At 36.2% G+C, this 19,434-nt stretch carries 14 protein-coding genes and 1 pseudogene; 10 read left to right on the forward strand and 5 right to left on the reverse strand.

Translation table 11 applies throughout. From position 1 onward, the window contains the following. Positions 1-114: 114 nt before the first annotated feature. From deoD to ACU5DF_RS03185, 5 genes are all read left to right on the forward strand, one after another. Positions 115-825 carry a purine-nucleoside phosphorylase gene (deoD, locus tag ACU5DF_RS03165; RefSeq protein WP_045103745.1) on the forward strand — a complete coding sequence of 237 codons (711 nt, stop codon included), beginning with the start codon at positions 115-117 and terminating at the stop codon, positions 823-825. 54 nt (positions 826-879) lie between these two features. After that, positions 880-2,349 (forward strand): transposase, encoded by a 1,470-nt coding sequence (locus tag ACU5DF_RS03170; protein WP_446711734.1) that lies wholly within the window; start codon positions 880-882, stop codon positions 2,347-2,349. A gap of 8 nt (positions 2,350-2,357) precedes the next feature. Then, positions 2,358-3,338 carry a sugar-binding transcriptional regulator gene (locus tag ACU5DF_RS03175; RefSeq protein ID WP_045103743.1) on the forward strand — a complete coding sequence of 327 codons (981 nt, stop codon included), beginning with the start codon at positions 2,358-2,360 and terminating at the stop codon, positions 3,336-3,338. 134 nt (positions 3,339-3,472) lie between these two features. Continuing rightward, positions 3,473-4,939 (forward strand): ATP-dependent transcriptional regulator, encoded by a 1,467-nt coding sequence (locus ACU5DF_RS03180; protein WP_446711735.1) that lies wholly within the window; start codon positions 3,473-3,475, stop codon positions 4,937-4,939. Beyond that, positions 4,932-6,515: a GGDEF domain-containing protein gene (locus tag ACU5DF_RS03185; RefSeq protein ID WP_446711736.1), complete on the forward strand. Its 1,584-nt coding sequence runs from the start codon at positions 4,932-4,934 to the stop codon at positions 6,513-6,515. Before ACU5DF_RS03180 ends, ACU5DF_RS03185 begins: the two co-directional genes overlap by 8 nt. Positions 6,516-6,623: 108 nt before the next feature. Here ACU5DF_RS03185 and ACU5DF_RS03190 read toward each other — a convergent pair whose 3' ends face one another. The 3 genes from ACU5DF_RS03190 to ACU5DF_RS03200 form a co-directional block, all read right to left on the reverse strand. Then, positions 6,624-6,782 carry a hypothetical protein gene (locus ACU5DF_RS03190; RefSeq protein WP_446711737.1) on the reverse strand — a complete coding sequence of 53 codons (159 nt, stop codon included), beginning with the start codon at positions 6,780-6,782 and terminating at the stop codon, positions 6,624-6,626. 191 nt (positions 6,783-6,973) lie between these two features. Continuing rightward, positions 6,974-7,231 carry a hypothetical protein gene (locus ACU5DF_RS03195; protein ID WP_446711738.1) on the reverse strand — a complete coding sequence of 86 codons (258 nt, stop codon included), beginning with the start codon at positions 7,229-7,231 and terminating at the stop codon, positions 6,974-6,976. Positions 7,232-7,626: 395 nt separating this feature from the next. Continuing rightward, a complete protein-coding gene (locus ACU5DF_RS03200; RefSeq protein ID WP_446711739.1) occupies positions 7,627-9,369 on the reverse strand; it encodes a bifunctional metallophosphatase/5'-nucleotidase in 1,743 nt (580 codons plus the stop codon). Positions 9,370-9,486: 117 nt separating this feature from the next. Between ACU5DF_RS03200 and ACU5DF_RS03205 the strand changes: the two genes are divergently transcribed. Continuing rightward, entirely contained in the window at positions 9,487-11,865 is a 2,379-nt protein-coding gene (locus ACU5DF_RS03205; protein ID WP_446711740.1) for an EAL domain-containing protein, read from the forward strand. Between the two features lie 83 nt (positions 11,866-11,948). Beyond that, positions 11,949-13,577 (forward strand): ATP-dependent endonuclease, encoded by a 1,629-nt coding sequence (locus ACU5DF_RS03210; RefSeq protein ID WP_446711741.1) that lies wholly within the window; start codon positions 11,949-11,951, stop codon positions 13,575-13,577. A 58-nt stretch (positions 13,578-13,635) separates the two neighbouring features. Here ACU5DF_RS03210 and ACU5DF_RS03215 read toward each other — a convergent pair whose 3' ends face one another. Both ACU5DF_RS03215 and aroG read right to left on the reverse strand, forming a co-directional pair. Beyond that, on the reverse strand, positions 13,636-15,609 hold the full coding sequence (locus ACU5DF_RS03215; RefSeq protein WP_446711742.1) for a methyl-accepting chemotaxis protein: 1,974 nt from the start codon (positions 15,607-15,609) through the stop codon (positions 13,636-13,638). A 146-nt stretch (positions 15,610-15,755) separates the two neighbouring features. Further along, entirely contained in the window at positions 15,756-16,808 is a 1,053-nt protein-coding gene (gene aroG / locus ACU5DF_RS03220; protein ID WP_446711743.1) for a 3-deoxy-7-phosphoheptulonate synthase AroG, read from the reverse strand. 252 nt (positions 16,809-17,060) lie between these two features. On the opposite strand from aroG, the gene ACU5DF_RS03225 reads away from it, so the two are divergent. The 3 genes and pseudogenes from ACU5DF_RS03225 to ACU5DF_RS03235 all read left to right on the forward strand — a co-directional run. Then, complete coding sequence (locus tag ACU5DF_RS03225; protein WP_446711744.1) at positions 17,061-17,807, forward strand: amino acid ABC transporter ATP-binding protein; 747 nt, start codon at positions 17,061-17,063, stop codon at positions 17,805-17,807. A 4-nt stretch (positions 17,808-17,811) separates the two neighbouring features. Beyond that, positions 17,812-18,606 carry an amino acid ABC transporter permease gene (locus ACU5DF_RS03230; RefSeq protein ID WP_446711745.1) on the forward strand — a complete coding sequence of 265 codons (795 nt, stop codon included), beginning with the start codon at positions 17,812-17,814 and terminating at the stop codon, positions 18,604-18,606. 93 nt (positions 18,607-18,699) lie between these two features. After that, positions 18,700-19,431 (forward strand): annotated as a pseudogene (locus ACU5DF_RS03235) (transporter substrate-binding domain-containing protein); the annotation flags it as partial. Positions 19,432-19,434: the final 3 nt, after the last annotated feature.

The following is a 19,434-nucleotide window of genomic DNA, read 5'->3' on the forward strand; positions in this document are numbered from 1 at the left end:
TCTCATGACTCCTTAAAATATAAGCTTAGAATAGCTACATATCGAACAAGAACGTTCAACACATTTAGTTATACTGAATTTATATTTTAATTTGTTTATACCGGAGACCTTATTATGGCTACCCCACACATTAATGCACAAGCTGGTGATTTCGCAGAAACAGTTCTAATGCCAGGCGACCCATTACGCGCTAAATTCATCGCAGAAAACTTCTTAGAAGACGTAAAACAAGTATGTGATGTTCGTAACATGTTTGGTTACACCGGTACTTACAAAGGTAAAAAAGTTTCAGTTATGGGTCACGGTATGGGTATCCCATCTTGTTGTATCTATGTTCATGAACTAATTGCTGAATACGGCGTTAAAAATGTTATCCGTGTAGGTAGCTGTGGTGCTGTACATGATGACGTTAAGCTAATGGACGTTGTTATTGGCATGGGTGCATCTACTGACTCTAAAGTTAACCGTATCCGTTTTAATAACCATGATTTCGCTGCGATTGCTGATTTTGGCCTACTAGAAACAGCAGTAAGCCAAGCTCGTGAATTAAACGTACCTGTAAAAGTGGGTAACGTATTCTCAGCTGACCTTTTCTACTCTCCAGAAGCTGACCTTTTCGATAAAATGGAAAAATTAGGCATCCTTGGCGTTGATATGGAAGCTGCAGGTATCTATGGTGTTGCTGCTGATTTAGGCGCAAAAGCTCTAACTATTCTAACTGTTTCTGACCACATTAAACGTGGCGAGAAATTAAGCTCTGAAGATCGTCAAAAATCATTCAATGAAATGATGACTGTTGCTCTAGAGACAGCAATTAAACTGTAATTAAGTTTACGCCAGTATTTATTACTGGCGATTCAAATCTATAAGGGGTGTTAAGTGCCGACTGAAAAACTGCCGTTGGCTGCTAAAGGGTTACAACTCAATTTTTGTAAAACATTGGCGTGTGACAATTTTGGTAATAGCGATGAACAACATTATTTAGTTCAACGCACTAACCCTAAGCGACCTGCATTAGTTTGCCGGAAATGTGGTGCTTTTCCTCCCTTAATCAACAATAGTGAAGTGTTAAATGAACTTTCTCGTCAGCGTACGGTTCAATCACACTCATTACCTTCTTGTAATAATTCAACTTGTGACCATTTTGGCCTAGATGTCTTAACACATCGAGAGCTTTATCATGCCTTCGGTTACAGTGGTGATCGTCAGCGTTATCGTTGCAAAGCTTGTGCATCAACTTTTGTCGATAAATGGTCTGGTGAAAACCAAAAAAGTCTTATTCAGCAAAAGATTTTAGGTTTTTTATTTACCGGATACTCGGTACGTGAAATTTGCCGTCGTCTACATATAAATCCTAAAACCTTTTACGATCATATTAATCAAATCGCAAATCGTTGCCGTCGTCATATGTCATTATTTGATACTCGACTTCAACACGATAGAACAGAAATTCAACTTGCTTCCAATGCAACCTCATTACAGCCACTCAGTAATAATGGGGTTTTCTGGTATACCACAGCAGAAATGAACTCTGGCTATGTGATTGCTCAACATATTAATTATTCGGAATGTGATACCCCAGGTATACAACTAGATCATGACCCCTTCTATGATAATGCACAGTTTCTATCTAATTCATTTATTAGTGAGGCAAATTCACAGCCTGTAGAAACTGAACAATCTATTTTCAAGCGAGTGGATAATAAATATCAAGAGATTTTGGCACGAGCAAATGTTGAAGATCCACTAGGCAATTATGTCACTCTAAATTATCCATCAAAAGGGGCATTGATCCGACCTCCTTATACTTCATATGCACATTTTTTAGAAATACAACAAGCGTTTTCACATTGTGATTCTATTGAAATTTATATGCCTCAAGAACCAATGTTGCGCTCTGCTGCAATGTCGGTTTTCTTACAGCGCATTAAAGATAACAGCATTGACTTATTATACGTAACTCAAGATCCTATGTTTCCAACCGAACAAAGCGGTGAAAAAATAGACATTCATTTAGTGGGTTGGTGGCGTGATCGCTGGGCTTTTACTGAAGTAAATGGACTGCATAAAGGGATCTGTCATCTTAATGATGCTGAGAAAAATGAAATATATTGGTTGAAACGCGCCTCAGCGACTAAAGCCCAAGAATATCAAAATCGCTTTTATACGCAATTTACTAGTTTAGTTGACGAGCCAAGACGAAAACTTCGCCCAGCCAGTTTACTTCCACTACTCGATATATTCAGAGCATGGCATAATCTCTGCCATCAGGATAAACTTGGCACAACACCAGCGCAAAAGTTAGGATTAATATCAAAACCAATAACTCTTGCTGAATTATTAAGTTAGGACTAACTATGACTCAACTCCCTTCTCAAGATCAAACTGAAAACACAGATATGCTTACTGAAATTGCTATTCTTTATTACCAAGAAGGGGCAACTCAAGAAGAAATCTCAAAAAAATTTGGTTTATCTCGTGCCAAAGTAGGTCGAATGCTAAGAAAAGCACGAGAAGAAGGTATTGTTGAAATTACAGTAAAATTTCACCCTGTTTATAGTGCCCAGCTTGAACAAAAATTAGTTGAAACGTTTAACTTAAAACGTGCTTTGATCTCACTCGATCAACCTAATACTGATGAGCAACGAAAACAAGTCGCAGCATTAGTTAGTTCTTATCTTAATAATAACTTACAAGATGATATGGTTGTAGCAGTAGGTCAAGGTCAAAATGTCGCTGCTATTGCTGATCATGCTGGCATAGTATCTCACCGTAACGCTCGATTCGTCTCTGCAATTGGAGGCACACATCGCAGTGGTGATATAATCAATGCTGACCATATTTGTCGTCGACTTGCTAAAAAGTACGGCGGTAATAGTGAGACATTATATGCACCTGCCTATGTAAATGATCCTAACCTTCGCTCTGCATTTATGGAGCACACGACGATAAAAGAAACATTAAACCAAGCACGTAAAGCTGAATTTGCATTAGTGGGTATTGGTGATATGGATGAAAATAGCCATATGGTAAAATTAGGTTTCTTTACTCCTAAAGAGTTTGTTGAAGCTCGATTGAACGATGGTATTGTTGGGGATATCGGTGGTTTCGACTTCTTTAAATTAGATGGTACTAATGCTGATACCTTAATGCGTGGTCGTGTTATTGGCTTAGAAATGGAAGATTTACGTCAAATATCCAATGTCATCGCAATGGCAAGCGAAAGCCGAAAAGCCCTATCAATTATGGGAGCTTTACGTACAGGTGTTATCGATGTTCTTGCGACCAGTGTAAGTTGTGCAATGGCCCTGCTCAATCTTGCTGAAAATAATAATTAATCAACAAGTTATACCTACCTAAACTACGAATTTCACTTCCTTTCATTTAAGTTGATCGCATATCTACAAAATTGTTAGTGACACTTATATTGCATTCAGATTATATTGATTTAATGCATTAAGGAAGGATATCTGTGGATAAATCTAAAAATAAAATCATTTCTGACCTGAAAACATTAGAGAAATTTGTTGAAAATAATAGTGAAGAGGTTAAGAAAAAAGCGAAACAAACCTTACTATTGTCTGAAAAAATACACTTCAAATACGGCATAGCATACTCAAAGTTAATTATTACTCAAACTCATTGGCACTTAATGGAATATCAAGCTGGCCTTAAAGTTGCTAAAGATATATTAAGCAGCTATCAGGATCTTGAGGATGATGAACTGCTTCCCAGTATTTTGCACGCTTTAGCCCTGCATTCCTGGGGACAAGCAAAGCTTTTTTCTGCACAACAATATTGGATTCAAGCACTCGAACAATCCCTATTACTTGATAATAATAAAATCGAAGTTGAGTCTTTGATTGGCCTTGGAAATATTTGGCGCATGACCAACAACCTTCATGAAGCAAATTCGACTCACCATATTGCAGCCAAAAGAGCGATTCTTTATCGGATCCCGAATTTAGAAGCAAAAGCTTATATCTTACAGGCATGGGATAATTATTTGCTAGAAAATTATCAAGCCATGCTACCTATCCTAGATAAAGCTGAAAAGCTATTAACCCATAATACCAATTTAACTTGGCAAGCAGAAGTTTATGACTTTAAAGGTTTAGCACTTTTAGGACTTAACAACCTTAATGCTGCCTATAAATGCTGTAGCTTTGCTAGTCAACTGGCAAAGCAAAATAATCTTGTTTGGATGAATGCTCACTCCTCTATAAGCCTAGCCCGAATAGCTACAGCTCAATCAAATTATTCAGATGCTTATGAGTTACTCACTCAAGCTGAAGTAATCGCACAACAATTTGATAAAGGTGAGCTAAGATCTCAAATTTGTTTAGAACAATCTCGTATTGCTGAATGCACACAAGATTATGAACATGCTCTATATGCTTATAAAAGATACCGTCAATATCAAATTATGCTATTGCAAGAGCAATCTAGCAGCCTAAATAAAGACAAAATAAGTGCATCTAAAGAGCAGCTTGAAATCAGAGCAAAAAAACTTATCCAACGAATTAAAATACAAATAGATAACCATAGTATATCGTCATTAAGCTATTTAGTTAGAAATGATAAGTGGTTTCAAAATGTTGAAGCACTATCTTTATCAACAATAGAGCAAAAATATCAAATAGTGGTTATCAATGAAGAATCTATTGAAAAGTTAAATACTCTGATGGTATTGATTCACCAATACTGTAAAGATGGTGATCAAGTAACACAGCTAAATAAAAATACTATTACCTTACTAGTACAAGAATCTAAAGTTGAAACCTTAAAAATAGTCAATTCCTTAACGGCATTGTTCTCGACTTATCCCTGGCATCGCTATTCATTCACATCAACAAGACCGTCAGTTAGCTTCATGAGTCTTAATGAGTTTTTACATGACTCTCCATTCAATTTACTCATCGAGACATTATATGAATAGCCTATTAAATAAAATCGCCAAATATGATATAGATTTAATGAAGCTAAACTCTCAACAATGTTTAGATTTTTGGCTAATAGTTGCAGAACATCTAACAGAAAATGATGCTGAAAAAGCTTATGCATTATTGATGTGCTCTGAATACACAGTTGAATTTAATCAAACAGAAAAAAGCATTCAATATTTACAACAAGCATTATTATTATTATCACTGCCCAAAGATGTTGATATTATACTTAATATTTATTCGGCATTAAGCTATCGCTATACCGATACTGGTAATTACACCAAAGCACTAGAGCATTTACACTCTCTATTTACCTTAGCCGTTGAACATGGCGACTGTGAGTTTTATGTGCAAGCTATTTTGGGAGTTGGCAACCTTTGCTCTATTTATGGTGACCACCTAAAAGCACTTCGTTATTATCAAAAACTCGAGTCATTGAGCTCAACAATTCAAAGTAATAATCTAGCTCTACGTTATCGTTTATACACTATTGCTTGTCTACTAGAGCTAAATCGATTATCTAAAGCAAAAGACTTATTAGAAGAATGTAAGGAGTTAAAATACGTTTCAGACGACCCTCAACTGTCTTTTCAAGTCATGCTGTATTCTGCAAAGTTATTGCGTTTACAAAATAAACCTCAAGCAGCGCTTGAGCAACTGGTTATCTATCGTAAAGAAAACCCTGATCAACACTCATTCCCTTGGCTAAACAAGTTATTTGCAATAGAAGCTTCTTACTGCCTAATTAAGCTACAACGTGGAGAGATCGCTGACGTACTTATATCTCATCAACTAAAGCGAACTAAAAAGTATTCTCAAGGTTATTATATACGCCAACTATTAGAAGTTAAAAGTGATGCCCTAGCCTGCTTTAAAAACTTTTCAGGTGCACTTGAGTGTGAAAAAGAAGCCCAGAAACTAACCGTAAATATTATTAAAAACTTCCCTATTAATGATCTTGGAGGAAATTTTTTAAGACGTTTAACGCGTTTAGAGCTGCAACTACGATTGAATATTTCTGAATCAGAAAATCTAAAACTAAAAGAAGTATCAGATCAGCAAAAAGACACAGTGGCTAAATTACAACAAGATGTCTTTCATGACAGTTTAACGCAGCTTTATAATCGTCGTTGGTTTGAATCAACATTTTTAAAAGAAATCGTACCATCAGTTAATAACTACCAACTTTTAGTCATTGATATTGATGATTTTAAGTCGATTAATGATGAATATTCTCACTTAACAGGTGATGTAGTTCTAAAGCTAATAGGAAAGATACTACAACAAAGTAGATCTTCTAAAGATTATATCGTTCGCTATGGTGGTGAAGAGTTTATACTTATTATTCCTTCAGATGATATACAAGTAGGAAAAACAACAGCAGAAAAATGTCGATTAGCTATCGCTAACTTTGATTGGAAAGATACCTTAGATGAAAGAACAATTACCGTTAGCATTGGCCTCACTGTACATAAGAAGCAAGAAGATTATAAAGCCACTTTTTTACGAGCAGATAAAGCACTTTATCAAGCAAAGCGTTCTGGAAAGAATAAAGTCTGTGTTTATTAAAATATCATCTTAATTAGATCCATGCTTAGATCACCTAATTACGATATTCACATACGCAAAAAAGCCATTAAATTTTAATGGCTTTCTTATATTTCGTATTTAATTTTATTAAGCTGCTAATTCTTTTTTATATTGAGAACCGTTCACTTCTACTGGCCAACCAAGCTCTGCATATTCTGTCGCTAAACGCATTGCAATATCTCGAGATACTGTTGCTGTTGTCCAAGGCCCAAAGCCCATAACTTGATATTTAAGTTCCATTATCATAACTATTCCCCCCGAATTAATATGGGTTCAATTTACCACGCTCATTATTTATAAATTACCAATAAAGGTCTTATACTTTCAAATTTAGCTCAATAAGACATTTTTCTTACATAATTGCAATATTTGCTACATTTATGACCCATACAAAAAAACCAGCACTAAGGCTGGCTTTCATTACTTAATTCAAGTTATTAGTTATACAAACCAAGATCTTTTCTTAAGTGGTCAGATAGTTCTGAAGTGTAATGAGTTGATGTTACCTGGCCTTTGCCAAATAAAACATCAACTAAATGAGCAACCAATCCTTTGATTGTTACTGAATAGGCCTTCTTTTCCAAAGAAGAAGTAGCGATAGAATTAATGTTCATTGCTGCTTGTGCCATGATTGCCTCACTTAATATGTCATTTCGTTTTGATGCAGAAATAATATAACTAATTTTTCTGTACAAAAAATGACTTTTTCTCGGAAGTAATATTAGTTTTTATAATGTATGTGTTACATAAAACTACAAGCACAAATATTGAATATAAAATCACAATTGATTGATTATTTGAATAAATAATCAATTTAACACAAATTTAACGTTTCAGCATGACTATTTATTTTTTCAATTAATACATAAGGCCCCCTTTCTATGTTAAAAGAGGGCCTTATCTAATTATCTCAACACCACAAATTAGTAGGGCTAATCTTAACTCGCAAATGGGACAAAGTAAGCAATCACTGCCCAAGCAAATACCCAACTCACTGCTAATAATTTATCAGACCAATCGCTATCCATAATACACCTATAAACTTAACTGTATGACTCATCTCATATAAATCAAAGCAAACTCTATGCCACTAAATAACTACCTTGGTATTTTTAAGATATTGGTTCAAGTATGAAGTAGGCATAGTTAAATTAGGATAGTGTTGCAAGTAATCAATAAAACAATCAGCCATAGAAAATGGAGTGTTTATAATAGCTGTTTCTCGATTTAATAATGGAGCATAGCCCTCCTTGCCTTTTATGGTGTAAGCTGTTGATGTACCAAAGTAAATCTGCTCATCTTGTATATTTTTCCAACCAACAATATGGCTATAAATACTAAATTCAGTCAGACGTTGGCCACTAGGTTTACTTGCTTCGTAGCAATAGCGTAATTGTGATACATATGGAAAACTTCCTGAGCCACTACCAATTACACCATTACTCGTCGCATTATCAATCGCACCTTCTATTGCCGCTTTAAGGTATTTGCCTTTAATACTGTATATGACAATAGGAATAGAAAAAGGCAAGACACTTCCGGCAATGTCTGCATAGGTAATTTCGCCTTGGTTTAATCCAGAACGAACCCCCCCAGCATTATGCATTGCAAATTGAACTCTATGATCAATTTGATGCGCTTTAGAATAAAAGGATTCAACAACCCAGGGAGCAATATCACTCTGCCCTTTTTCATCAGGGATCCTACGGTGGGATAAATCAACTAAACAATGCCCAATCACCTGCTGCGATAGCTCCTCCACTTCTTGTCGGTACTTGTCGATAAGTAACGCTTCAATCTTAGGATCTTTTCGACAGAAAACTACACCTTCAAAAGATCTTAACTGCATGACGATATCAGATAAACTATGCTCTTCAATTGTATGAATACAAGCCTTATCTTGATAAGCAATATCATCCGTAAGTAATAAATTACGTCCATTAAAACGAATAAGACGGCCATCGTTAGCGTACTCTAAATCGCAGTAACCTAGCGCCAATGCATGACAACCTGACTGAACGATATACGTTCCATTAATTTTCTCACCATACGCTTCTCTAGACTCTAGGCCTATCTCAGTGAAATCACCTTGTAGGACATGACTATGACCACCAATAATTAAATCAACACCTGATATGGCTTCTGCTAACTGTTTATCAACCTCATAGCCAAGATGACTAATAATAATTACATTAGAGATCCCTTTTTTATTAGTTAGATAATCAATCGTGCTTTTTGCTGTTTCAATTGCTTTTAAAAATGGTGTATCTAAATCTGGACTCGCTAATATCTCCATTTTATCTGTTGTTAAACCAAAAATAGCGATATCTATATTACCAACCTGTTTCAGCATATAATTAGCAATATTCCTATCACGATCATAATCTAAAATTCTTGGTTGGTGCTTTAAGTTATGCCCTTTACTTGGGTCTTCCTGGCTGAGATCCCAGTTTCCCATTAAGATAGGAAAATGCGTATTTTCAATAAATTCACAGACCAATTCATTACCTAAATCGAACTCATGATTACCTAGCACCATCCCATCTAATGCCAACTGGTTCAATAAATCTGCATTGGCTTTTCCTTTATATAAAGAAAAATACAGCGTTCCTTGAAAGCAATCACCTGCATGAAAAAATAAAGTTTCACAACCTTGCTCTTTTGCTTCATTTTTTAATAAGGTAGCTTGATGAAAAACGCGTGAAAAACCACCACATTTAAGGTAGTATTTTCCTACTGAAGTATGCTTTAGTGCTATAACTGATTCATCAAAGTAAGAGTGCGTATCATTAATATGCATTACTCTTAATGTATTGCTCTTCTCAACTATCATTTTTTTCCTTACTAGAGCAATTTACTCAAGTTCACACTTACAAAATAACATCTTGTATTTGACTTCATAATATTACAGAATAGAAAACGTTATGAGAGAGTTACTTAAGGCTAAGTTATGAAACTACCTTCTAAAATACATTCTATAAGTAAAAGCATTAATACAAAGTTATTAGTCTTTTTATTACCGACTGTATTCGCTCCCCTCGCTTTAGTTGCCTTTCTCTCAATCACGACTATTCATCAACAGGCAGAACGAGCACATCAAGAAAAAACACACTTAATACAAGAACTTATTAAGTCAGAACTTAATGAGATGAAACAAGATATTAAGTCTAAAATAAAAATGTTAGTTACTCATTCTGATGTACGGCAAACACTAACTAATGAATTTAGCACTCCAGCTTCTCATCAGCAAACTGTTAGTTTATTGAAAAATATCGTCATGCTTGACGATCAAATCTTAGAGATCCAACTAAGCTCGCCACGACTTCATGTTGAGACCAAGTTTACGCAGTTTAGTAATGACTATCTATCCAACGACTATGTAAATAGCTTTTTAGAGAGCATCCCTTCTAACTCCACTTATTCGATGAAATTTTATTGGAGTGAGGTTAGCCAGCAATATCAAATGGTCTTTGCTCAAAAACTTCCTAATACCGACTATTTAACCAATAAGTTATCCTCTTGGGTTATCTTTCGCTTTTCATTCCATAACATCTATGCGCGTTTAAACAAGATATCAGAACTGCATGATATGTCATTTATGATAACAAACCAAAATTTACATCCTATCTATCAGAGCTTATCTTTAAGTCAACTCAACTTGGATAAAGACATATTCAATAAAACTGAATTTACGATAGATAATATTGAGTATCTTGCCTCGCATTATACGCTTTCAACCAATTTTTTATTGCACAGTTTTATCAAAAAAAATAGATTTTATGGCCATTTAGATGAGATAAAACTATTAACTAGTTTTACTATCCTTTTCTCTTGTTTTTTTATCATCATTTTTGCATATTATCTTGTTTCAAGATTGATTATTAAGCCAATTAATCAACTACAGCATAAAATAAAGAAAAGTGAATCAGGTGATATGCTTGAGTTTAATTGCATAACTAGCTGTGGTGAGATAAGTGATCTGCATAACAGCTACGCTTCAACAATTAAATCTTTAGCAGAAGCGAAGCAGAGCTTAAGTGAGATCGCTTACTATGATCATCTAACCTCTTTAAAAAATAAATCTGCATTTACTAAACATTTACATCAAGCACTTCAAGAACCAGCACAAGAGTTGGCTTCTATTTTTATCGAGATCAGCAACTTGCGTGTAGTTAACCAAACATATGGTTATAACATTGGTGATGAGTTTTTAATTTCTATTAGCCATACGTTAACCGCTCAGATAGAGAACCCAGATATTTCTGTCTACCGTATCGGTAATAACGTATTTGGTATTCTCTATTTACATGATCCTTGTGGCGAGCGAGCGAAAGCATTTAGTAAAAAATTAATATCCGTATTAAACTCGTCTCATATGGTATCAAAGTTAAAGATCCAGGCGAATGCTTATACTAGTATTGCATTAGGTTTTGCTTTTGAAGATCCCATTCATGTTTTTGAGCGTATTGAGTATGCCAAAGAGAAAGCATTAAACTCTCCTCAAAAATATGTTTTTTTTGATACAGACTTAAATAGACAGTTTAAGCGTCAATCTGACATTCGTAAATCATTGATCCCTGCGATTAATCGCAAAGATTTCACGATTAACTACCAACCTTTCTATCATATTGATACAAAAGAAATCGCTGGATGCGAAGCTCTTATACGTTGGACTCACCCCTCTCTTGGTTTTATTGGTCCAGATGAGTTTATCCCAATAGCTGAGAAGTTAGGGCTTATTTTTGATATTGACTTAATTGTAGCAGATCTGGTTTGTCACTATATCTCACAATTGCCAACAAAATTAATGCGTGAAATAAAGTTCTGTATTAATGCCTCTGCATCTGAGCTAGGTAATATTCATTACCCTAAAAACCTTATCTCTATTTTAGATAAGTATGATATATCACCAATGAATATTGAGATCGAGTTTACTGAAACAGCCTTTATTGAAATTAATAAAGAGAGTCAATCTATTGTGAATGAACTACGTTCTTTAGGTTTATCCATTGCTTTAGATGATTTTGGAACAGGATTTACCTCACTCAACCAATTGGTTAGACTAAATATTGATAAAGTAAAAATTGACCGAGAACATACTATGCTGCTACTTAAGCAAGACAGTTCTTTTGTTGATCTTATTATTAATATTGGTGAGCAATTTCACTTCAGTATTACCGCTGAAGGAATTGAAGAAGAGTGCCAATGGAACTACTTGCAGCAAAGAGGTTGTACTTACGGGCAAGGATACTTTATGTCTAAGCCATTAACAGAGAAGAATTTTACAGCGCTTCTTAATGAAAGCCAGCCTATATTAATGTCAATATAATCTATAATTGTGACACCTCTAATGCTTTACTTGACTCAGTTACTATATAGTTATTTATACAAGTATCTGATGAGGAAGCACTTATGCTCTTAGAACGAATTGAAGTTTCTGGTTTTCGAGGCATCAAACGCTTATCCCTTTCTTTTGAGCAATTAACCACGTTAATTGGTGAAAACACTTGGGGTAAATCGTCTCTTCTTGATGCTATTTCAATTGCATTACCTGTATCCGGAAAGCTTCATCAATTTACATTAAAAGATTTTCATCAAGACCATTCCATTTCTTACGCTCAAGATCAACATATTCAAATCATTATTACTTGGCAAACTACAGAAAAAAAAGAACACAAAGCTGGCCGCTATAGAAAATTATCAAGTTTATGGCAATCCAATCCTTGTGATCATACTCAGCGTATTTATTATCGGATCAGTGCAACTAACAATGAAGGTAAAATTACGTCATCACACTCCTTTCTTGATCATAACGGAAACGTACTTCGCTATCATAAAATAGAGAAATTAGTTACAGAACTAATCCGTTTACACCCTGTTATTCGGATCCGCGATTCACGCAGGGTAAGCCAACAAGACCCTCCCTCAACTCTCTCTAATGACAGAATTGAACGACGGATAAATAATACATGCCGCCGTCTTATTACCGCTCCTGGTCAGGTAAATAGTGGTGAGATAAAAAGTGCACTGCGTTCAATGCAATCACTAATCGAACACTACTTCTCTTTTAAGCACCACAAACGCGATACGCCACATAAAATCCATGATGATCTCTTTTTTGGGCAGAAGAATGAAGGCGTCTCTTTAACTCAATTTATAAGTAAAAATAAACAAGCAAAACTACTACTGCTTGGTTTACTAAATACCTATTTAAAAGCTAAAGGTCCAAACACCCTTAAACAATCAGCTAGGCCTTTGATGATCATTGAAGATCCCGAAGGTAGATTGCACCCAACTCAGTTAATTCAAGCGTGGACATTACTTAATCATATTCCAATGCAAAAAATTTTAACTACAAATAGCAGTGAATTACTAAGTGCAGTTCCTTTGTGCTCCATTCGTCGATTAGTCAGAGAATCAGGCTCAACATCTAGCTACTCTATTTCTCCGACCTGTTTATCCCAAGATGATTTACGTCGCATTACCTTTCATATTCGATTTCAACGCTCAAACGCTTTATTTGCGCGTTGTTGGTTATTAGTTGAAGGGGAAACAGAAGTCTGGCTATTTAATGAAATGGCACGGATTTTAGGCTATAACCTAGCAGCGGAAGGGATCCAAATTATTGAATTTGCTCAATCTGGTTTAAAGTCTTTGATTAAAATAGCTAAAGCTTTTCACATTGAATGGCATGTTGTCACTGATGGTGATCCTGCAGGTAAAAAATATGCTTTTGCTGTTAAATCTCAACTAGATAATGAACACCATCGTCATCGTTTAACCGAATTGCCTCATAAAGATATTGAGCATTATTTATACCATCATGGGTTTGAAGCTCTCTTTAGAGAACTGTCAAATATTGCAGTAGACCAACCTGTACCTCCTAAAAAGATCATAATAAAAACACTTAAGAAATACGCCAAACCTGATGTCGCATTAGCGATTGTTCAATATAGTGAAGAGCAGGGCCCTGATAGTATTCCTTTGCTGCTTCGCTGGACTTTAAAACGAGTAGTTACTATGGCTAAGGGACAGAATTAAAATAAAAGGGCGATAATCTTATCGCCCTTTTTAACTATTAACTATTAACAGTTAGTTTTTAAGTTCTGAATTGAGAAACTAATAAAGATAGCTCACCGGCAACAGTACCCATTTTTATGGAATTCTCTTTCGCTCGTTGCGACACATCATCGACCATAGCCGCATCATTATGAATTTGCTGAATATGACGATTAATATCTTCTGCAACCTGATGTTGCTCTTCTGCCGCAGTTGCTATCTGAGTGTTCATGTCATGAATATTAGTTACAGCACGAGAAATTCCTACAAAATTTTCACTCACCGCTTCAGTAATTTCAACCGTTTGTTGTGAAGCATGTAAACTGTCACTCATCTTCTCTGAGACACCTTGAGTTCGTTGAACTAAACGTTGCAATAACTCATTAATCTCTTCTGTAGAATCAGATGTACGTTTTGCTAATGCTCGAACTTCATCCGCCACAACAGCAAAGCCTCGACCTTGCTCACCTGCTCGTGCTGCTTCAATTGCTGCATTTAATGCCAGTAAATTAGTTTGTTCAGCAATACCACGGATCGCATTTAAGATGTCGGTAATACCTTGACTATCTTGCTCTAATTCAACAATAGATTTTGCTGAATCTTGCATAATATCAGATAAGCGAACGACACTTTGTACTGCATTATTAATTCGTTCTTGACCTTCTGTTACTAGGTTTTGGCCATCTTCAGCAGAGGTTGCTGCCACACTACAAGAATGAGAAACTTCATTCGCGGTAGCCACCATTTCATTAAATGCTGTCGATACCATTTCAACTGCTTGGTTTTGTCTCTCGGCTACATCTGACATATCTTGAGAAACTGAGATTGCTCGCTCAGAAGAAACTTGCATTTCCTTACCAGCGTCTGATATTTGAACTACTAATGTACGGATTGAACTTAAAAATTCATTAAAGTATTGTGATAATTTACCTGTTTCATCTTGAGAGCGAACATGGAGTGTTTTAGTCAGATCCCCTTCACCAGTTGCAATCTCATTTAAACTATCAGCAACATTAACTAAAGGTTTACTAATCACATTTGCAAAATGCATTGCACCAAAGATCAAAAATACAATTAACGCACTAACAATAAGCAAAATCGTAGTAATAACACTTTGAGTTTGGCTCATTACTTCAATTTTACTAATTAAGCCAATAAATTTCCAACCTAACCTATCAGAAACATACACATTAGCTTCAAATTCTTGACCATCAATTTCTATTTCAACTAAACCAGATTGAGTCGCCGCCAATTTTTGATAAGATGAATTTAATGTATTAATCTTTTTAAAATTATTATCTGGGTATTTTGAATCAACTAATATGTTTCCAGTATCTTCAACTAACATGAGATAACCAGACTCACCCAATTTAATGTCTTTTACTAGATTAGTTAATCCTTTTAAAGACACATCAGCAGCAACAACAGTACTATCGCGACCCAATGTTGAGCTTGTTGACAACACTGTACTAATAATTACAGCATCATCTGCAGCCCAATAATAAGCATCTGTTAGCTGCACTTGGCCTTTTGAAGACTGTGCTTTTTGAAACCAAGGTCGCTGACGAGGGTCATAATTCGCAGGGTTTGAACCAGCAGGCCATTGAATATAACCACCTTCAATCGTCCCCATATAAACATAGGAATAATTAGAATGAGATTGACCAATGCGATCAAAATCGTCAAAAATTTCTTTTTCAATCGTGTTATTTTCTTGTGGTGACATTCGTTTGGCAGGGCTATTAACATAAGACGTAATTATTTCATTAGCATTATGTACAGAGGGCAAAGTCGCCATCATTCTTACGTTATCTTCTAAGGCATCAAAATAAAGCCCCATTGCATTATCGACTTGACGCATTTCACGGGTACTTGTATCAACAAACTCAGCTAACGCCTGCGTATTTAATGTATTAACAATAAAAGTGGTCACAATAGCTACTGGTATCGTAGCTGCTAATAACAAGCTGATTAATAATTTTTTCCGGATACTTAAATTGATGAGCCATTTCATATACGATTACCAAGTTTATTAACAATTATATAAACATTCTAGCACATCACTTAAGGAATGCCATACCAAAAATGTGCAAAAAAAACCAATACTCGTGAAAGTATTGGCTATTAACTAACTTATATGGACTATATGTTCATATTTAATTATCGGTTACGACGAGCGCTCACTGCATCTGCCAATTGACGAAGTACGATTTCAGTATCATCCCAACCAATACAAGCGTCCGTGATAGACTGACCATAAGTTTCCACTTTGCCATTCACAAGATCTTGACGACCTTCGACTAGGTGACTTTCAATCATCACACCAAACACCGCGTCTTCACCACCTGCAATTTGACCACACACGTCATCAGAAACTACCATCTGACGTTTAAAGTCTTTTGAGCTGTTTGCGTGGCTAAAATCGATCATTACTTTTTCTGGTAATCCAGAAGCGGCAAGCTGCTCTTTCACTGGCTTAACGTGCTCAGCGCTGTAGTTTGGCTCTTTACCACCACGAAGAATGATATGACAATCAGGGTTGCCGGCTGTCTCAATGATCGCAGAGTGACCATATTTAGTCACAGATAAAAAGTGATGAGATGAACCTGCTGAACGAATCGCATCGGTTGCGATCTTAATGTTGCCATCGGTGCCGTTCTTAAATCCTACAGGACAAGACAGGCCTGAAGACAATTCACGGTGGACTTGTGATTCGGTTGTACGTGCACCAATCGCACCCCAACTGATTAAATCACCCATGTATTGCGGAGTGATCATATCTAAAAATTCACCCGCCGTCGGTAGCCCCATGTCAGTAAGATCAAGAAGCAGTTTACGACCAATACGAAGACCATCATTTAACTTAAATGAGTCATCCATATACGGGTCATTAATTAAGCCTTTCCAACCAACGGTAGTACGTGGTTTTTCAAAGTACACACGCATAACAACTTCAAGACGATCGCCTAATTCATCACGTAATGTATTAAGTTTAGCACCGTACTCTAACGCAGCTTTAGTATCATGAATTGAACATGGTCCAATAATAACAAGAAGACGATCATCGTCACCTTGTAAAATATTGTGGATAGCTTGACGAGATTCAAATACGGTTTTTGCCGCAACCTCAGTCGCTGGGAATTTTTCTAAAACAGCCACTGGCGGTAATAGTTCTTTTACTTTGTTAATTCTTACATCATCAGTTTGATACATTGCTATGCTTCCATTTATTTATGCAGCTTATACTCTATATTCTGCATTTTTATTCTCCATACTGTTAACGTAACGTGTCTTGTGATGTTGTGCAATGGTTAATTTAATATAAATTCTATCTCACCCTATATTTGACCTTAAGCACACATAAGCACTAATTTTGGTTAAAAATAAATCAACTACTGAATTATCACTTTTCTAGCTTTATGAATATGTTACAGTAAGTTTAGTAACTAAGTGCTAGGATGAATTGTGACTAATAATAATACAAAGAGACCCAATATCATTAGCTTTGAAACTGTTGATAAATACTACGGTCAATTTCACGCATTAAAAAACATCAACCTCACGATTCACGAAGGTGAAAAAGTCGTGATTTGTGGCCCATCAGGTTCTGGTAAATCTACCTTAATCCGGTGCATTAATGCGCTAGAATCAATTCAAAATGGTACTCTGACTCTCTTTAATCAGCCTCTCTCTTCTAAACAATTGATGAAGGGCCAAGTGGGAATGGTTTTCCAACATTTCAATTTATTTCCGCACTTAACGGTATTAGAAAACCTAACCCTTGCACCAATCAAAACTTTAAAACTGTCAAAACAAGAAGCTACACAACGAGCGCTAACTTATTTACAACGAGTCAACATAGCAGAACAAGTAAATAAGTACCCCTCTCAACTCTCTGGTGGGCAACAGCAACGTGTCGCTATTGCTCGTTCACTCTGTATGGAACCTCAAGTTTTATTGTTCGATGAACCCACGTCTGCTCTTGATCCTGAAATGATCAGTGAAGTATTAGATGTAATGTCGGATCTTGCTAAAGACGGCATGACGATGGTATGTGTAACTCATGAAATGGGGTTTGCAAAAAAAGTGGCCGATAGAGTGGTCTTTATGGATGAGGGGGAAATTGTGGAGATCGCAGAGCCTCTCGCATTTTTTGATAATCCACAACATCAACGTACTCAACATTTCTTAAATCAGATTTTAAGCTATTAATATTATGCGTCGTTTAACCGCCATTTTATCCCCTGTTTTTTCTGCCCTCTTACAAATATCTTTATTAGGTTTAGCCTTGTATTGGATATTAGACAGTGGCGCACAAGCCATGAACTACCAATGGCAATGGGATCGCGTGCCTGATTATCTGTTTTTCTATGAGGATGGTGAATGGTTCCCTGCCGAACTTATCGAGGGATTATTCGTTACGCTAAACATTTCGGCCATGAGTGCTATTGCTACACTCTTTATTGCACTGATTACTGCGCTGCTACGTCTGTCTGATTCTATTGTCGGGCGAAGTATTGCTACTTTTTATATTGAAGTAATAAGAAACACCCCACTATTAGTGCAAATCTACTTATTGTATTTTGTATTTGGTCCTTTTTTAGGATTAGAGAGAACGACTACGGCAATTCTTGCACTCGCCTTATTTCAAGGGGCGTATACCGCTGAGATCTTACGCTCTGGTCTAGTCAATTTACCCAAAGGCCAGTTAGAAGCGTGTAAAACCTTAGGCTTATCGCCATTCAATAGTTATCGCTATGTCGTCTTACCGCAAGTGATCAGAAATACACTGCCTTCTTTAACTAATGAATTAGTCTCTTTAGTTAAAAACTCTTCTATAGTCAGTGTGATGGCCATTTTTGATTTAACGACTGAAGGCCGAAATATTGTCTCAGAGACGGCGATGCCATTTGAGATTTGGTTCAGCGTCGCTGCCATTTATTTAATTATCACGTTAACACTTTCTGGGCTATCCGCTTGGTTAGAGCATAGAATGCATAATGCACATTAAGGGAGAAACATACGCATGAAGCAATTACTACTGTCATTTCTTAGCCTGAGCTTACTGTTTAGTAGCTCGGTATTTTCAGCACCCTCATCAGATAGCACACCAAATGTGGATAAAATTAAAGATCGAGGCACACTTAAAGTCGGTTTAAGCACTTTTGTTCCTTGGGCAATGAGAAATAAACAAGGTGATCTTATTGGTTTTGAAGTTGATGTCGCTAAGCGTTTAGCCAAAGATTCTGGTTTAAACATTGAATTTATTCCAACGGCTTGGGATGGCATTATTCCATCTCTTATCTCTGGTAAATTTGATGTAATCATCGGTGGCTTAACAATTACTGATGAACGATCTAAAAGTGTTCTATTCACTATTCCTTATTCTCATTCTGGCGTTCAAGTTGCCGCCAATAAGAAGATGACGGAAGGTTTTACTCGCGAACAATTTAACTCTCGCCGTGTAAAATTTGCCGCTCGTCGTGGTTCAGTAACTGTTGCTGCAATTAAAGCGCATTTTCCAAAAGCTAAAGTGCTTCAGTTTGATGATGATGCACAGGCATTCCAAGAAGTATTAAACGGTAATGCTCACGCGGTTGCGGCTTCTACACCAAAACCTGAATTCGACAGCATCAAATACTCTGATATCTTATATTTACCGTTTGAAGAACGCCTATCTCAAGGCAACGAAGCCTTTGCAGTACGTCTTGGTGAAGAAGATAAAAAAGCCTACTTTGATGAGTGGATAAAAGCTCGTACTGAAGATGGCTGGCTAAAAGAGCGTTATGATTATTGGTTTACTAGCCTAGATTGGCAATCACAAACAGCGAACTAAGCA

Source organism: Aliivibrio wodanis, from assembly GCF_052920805.1.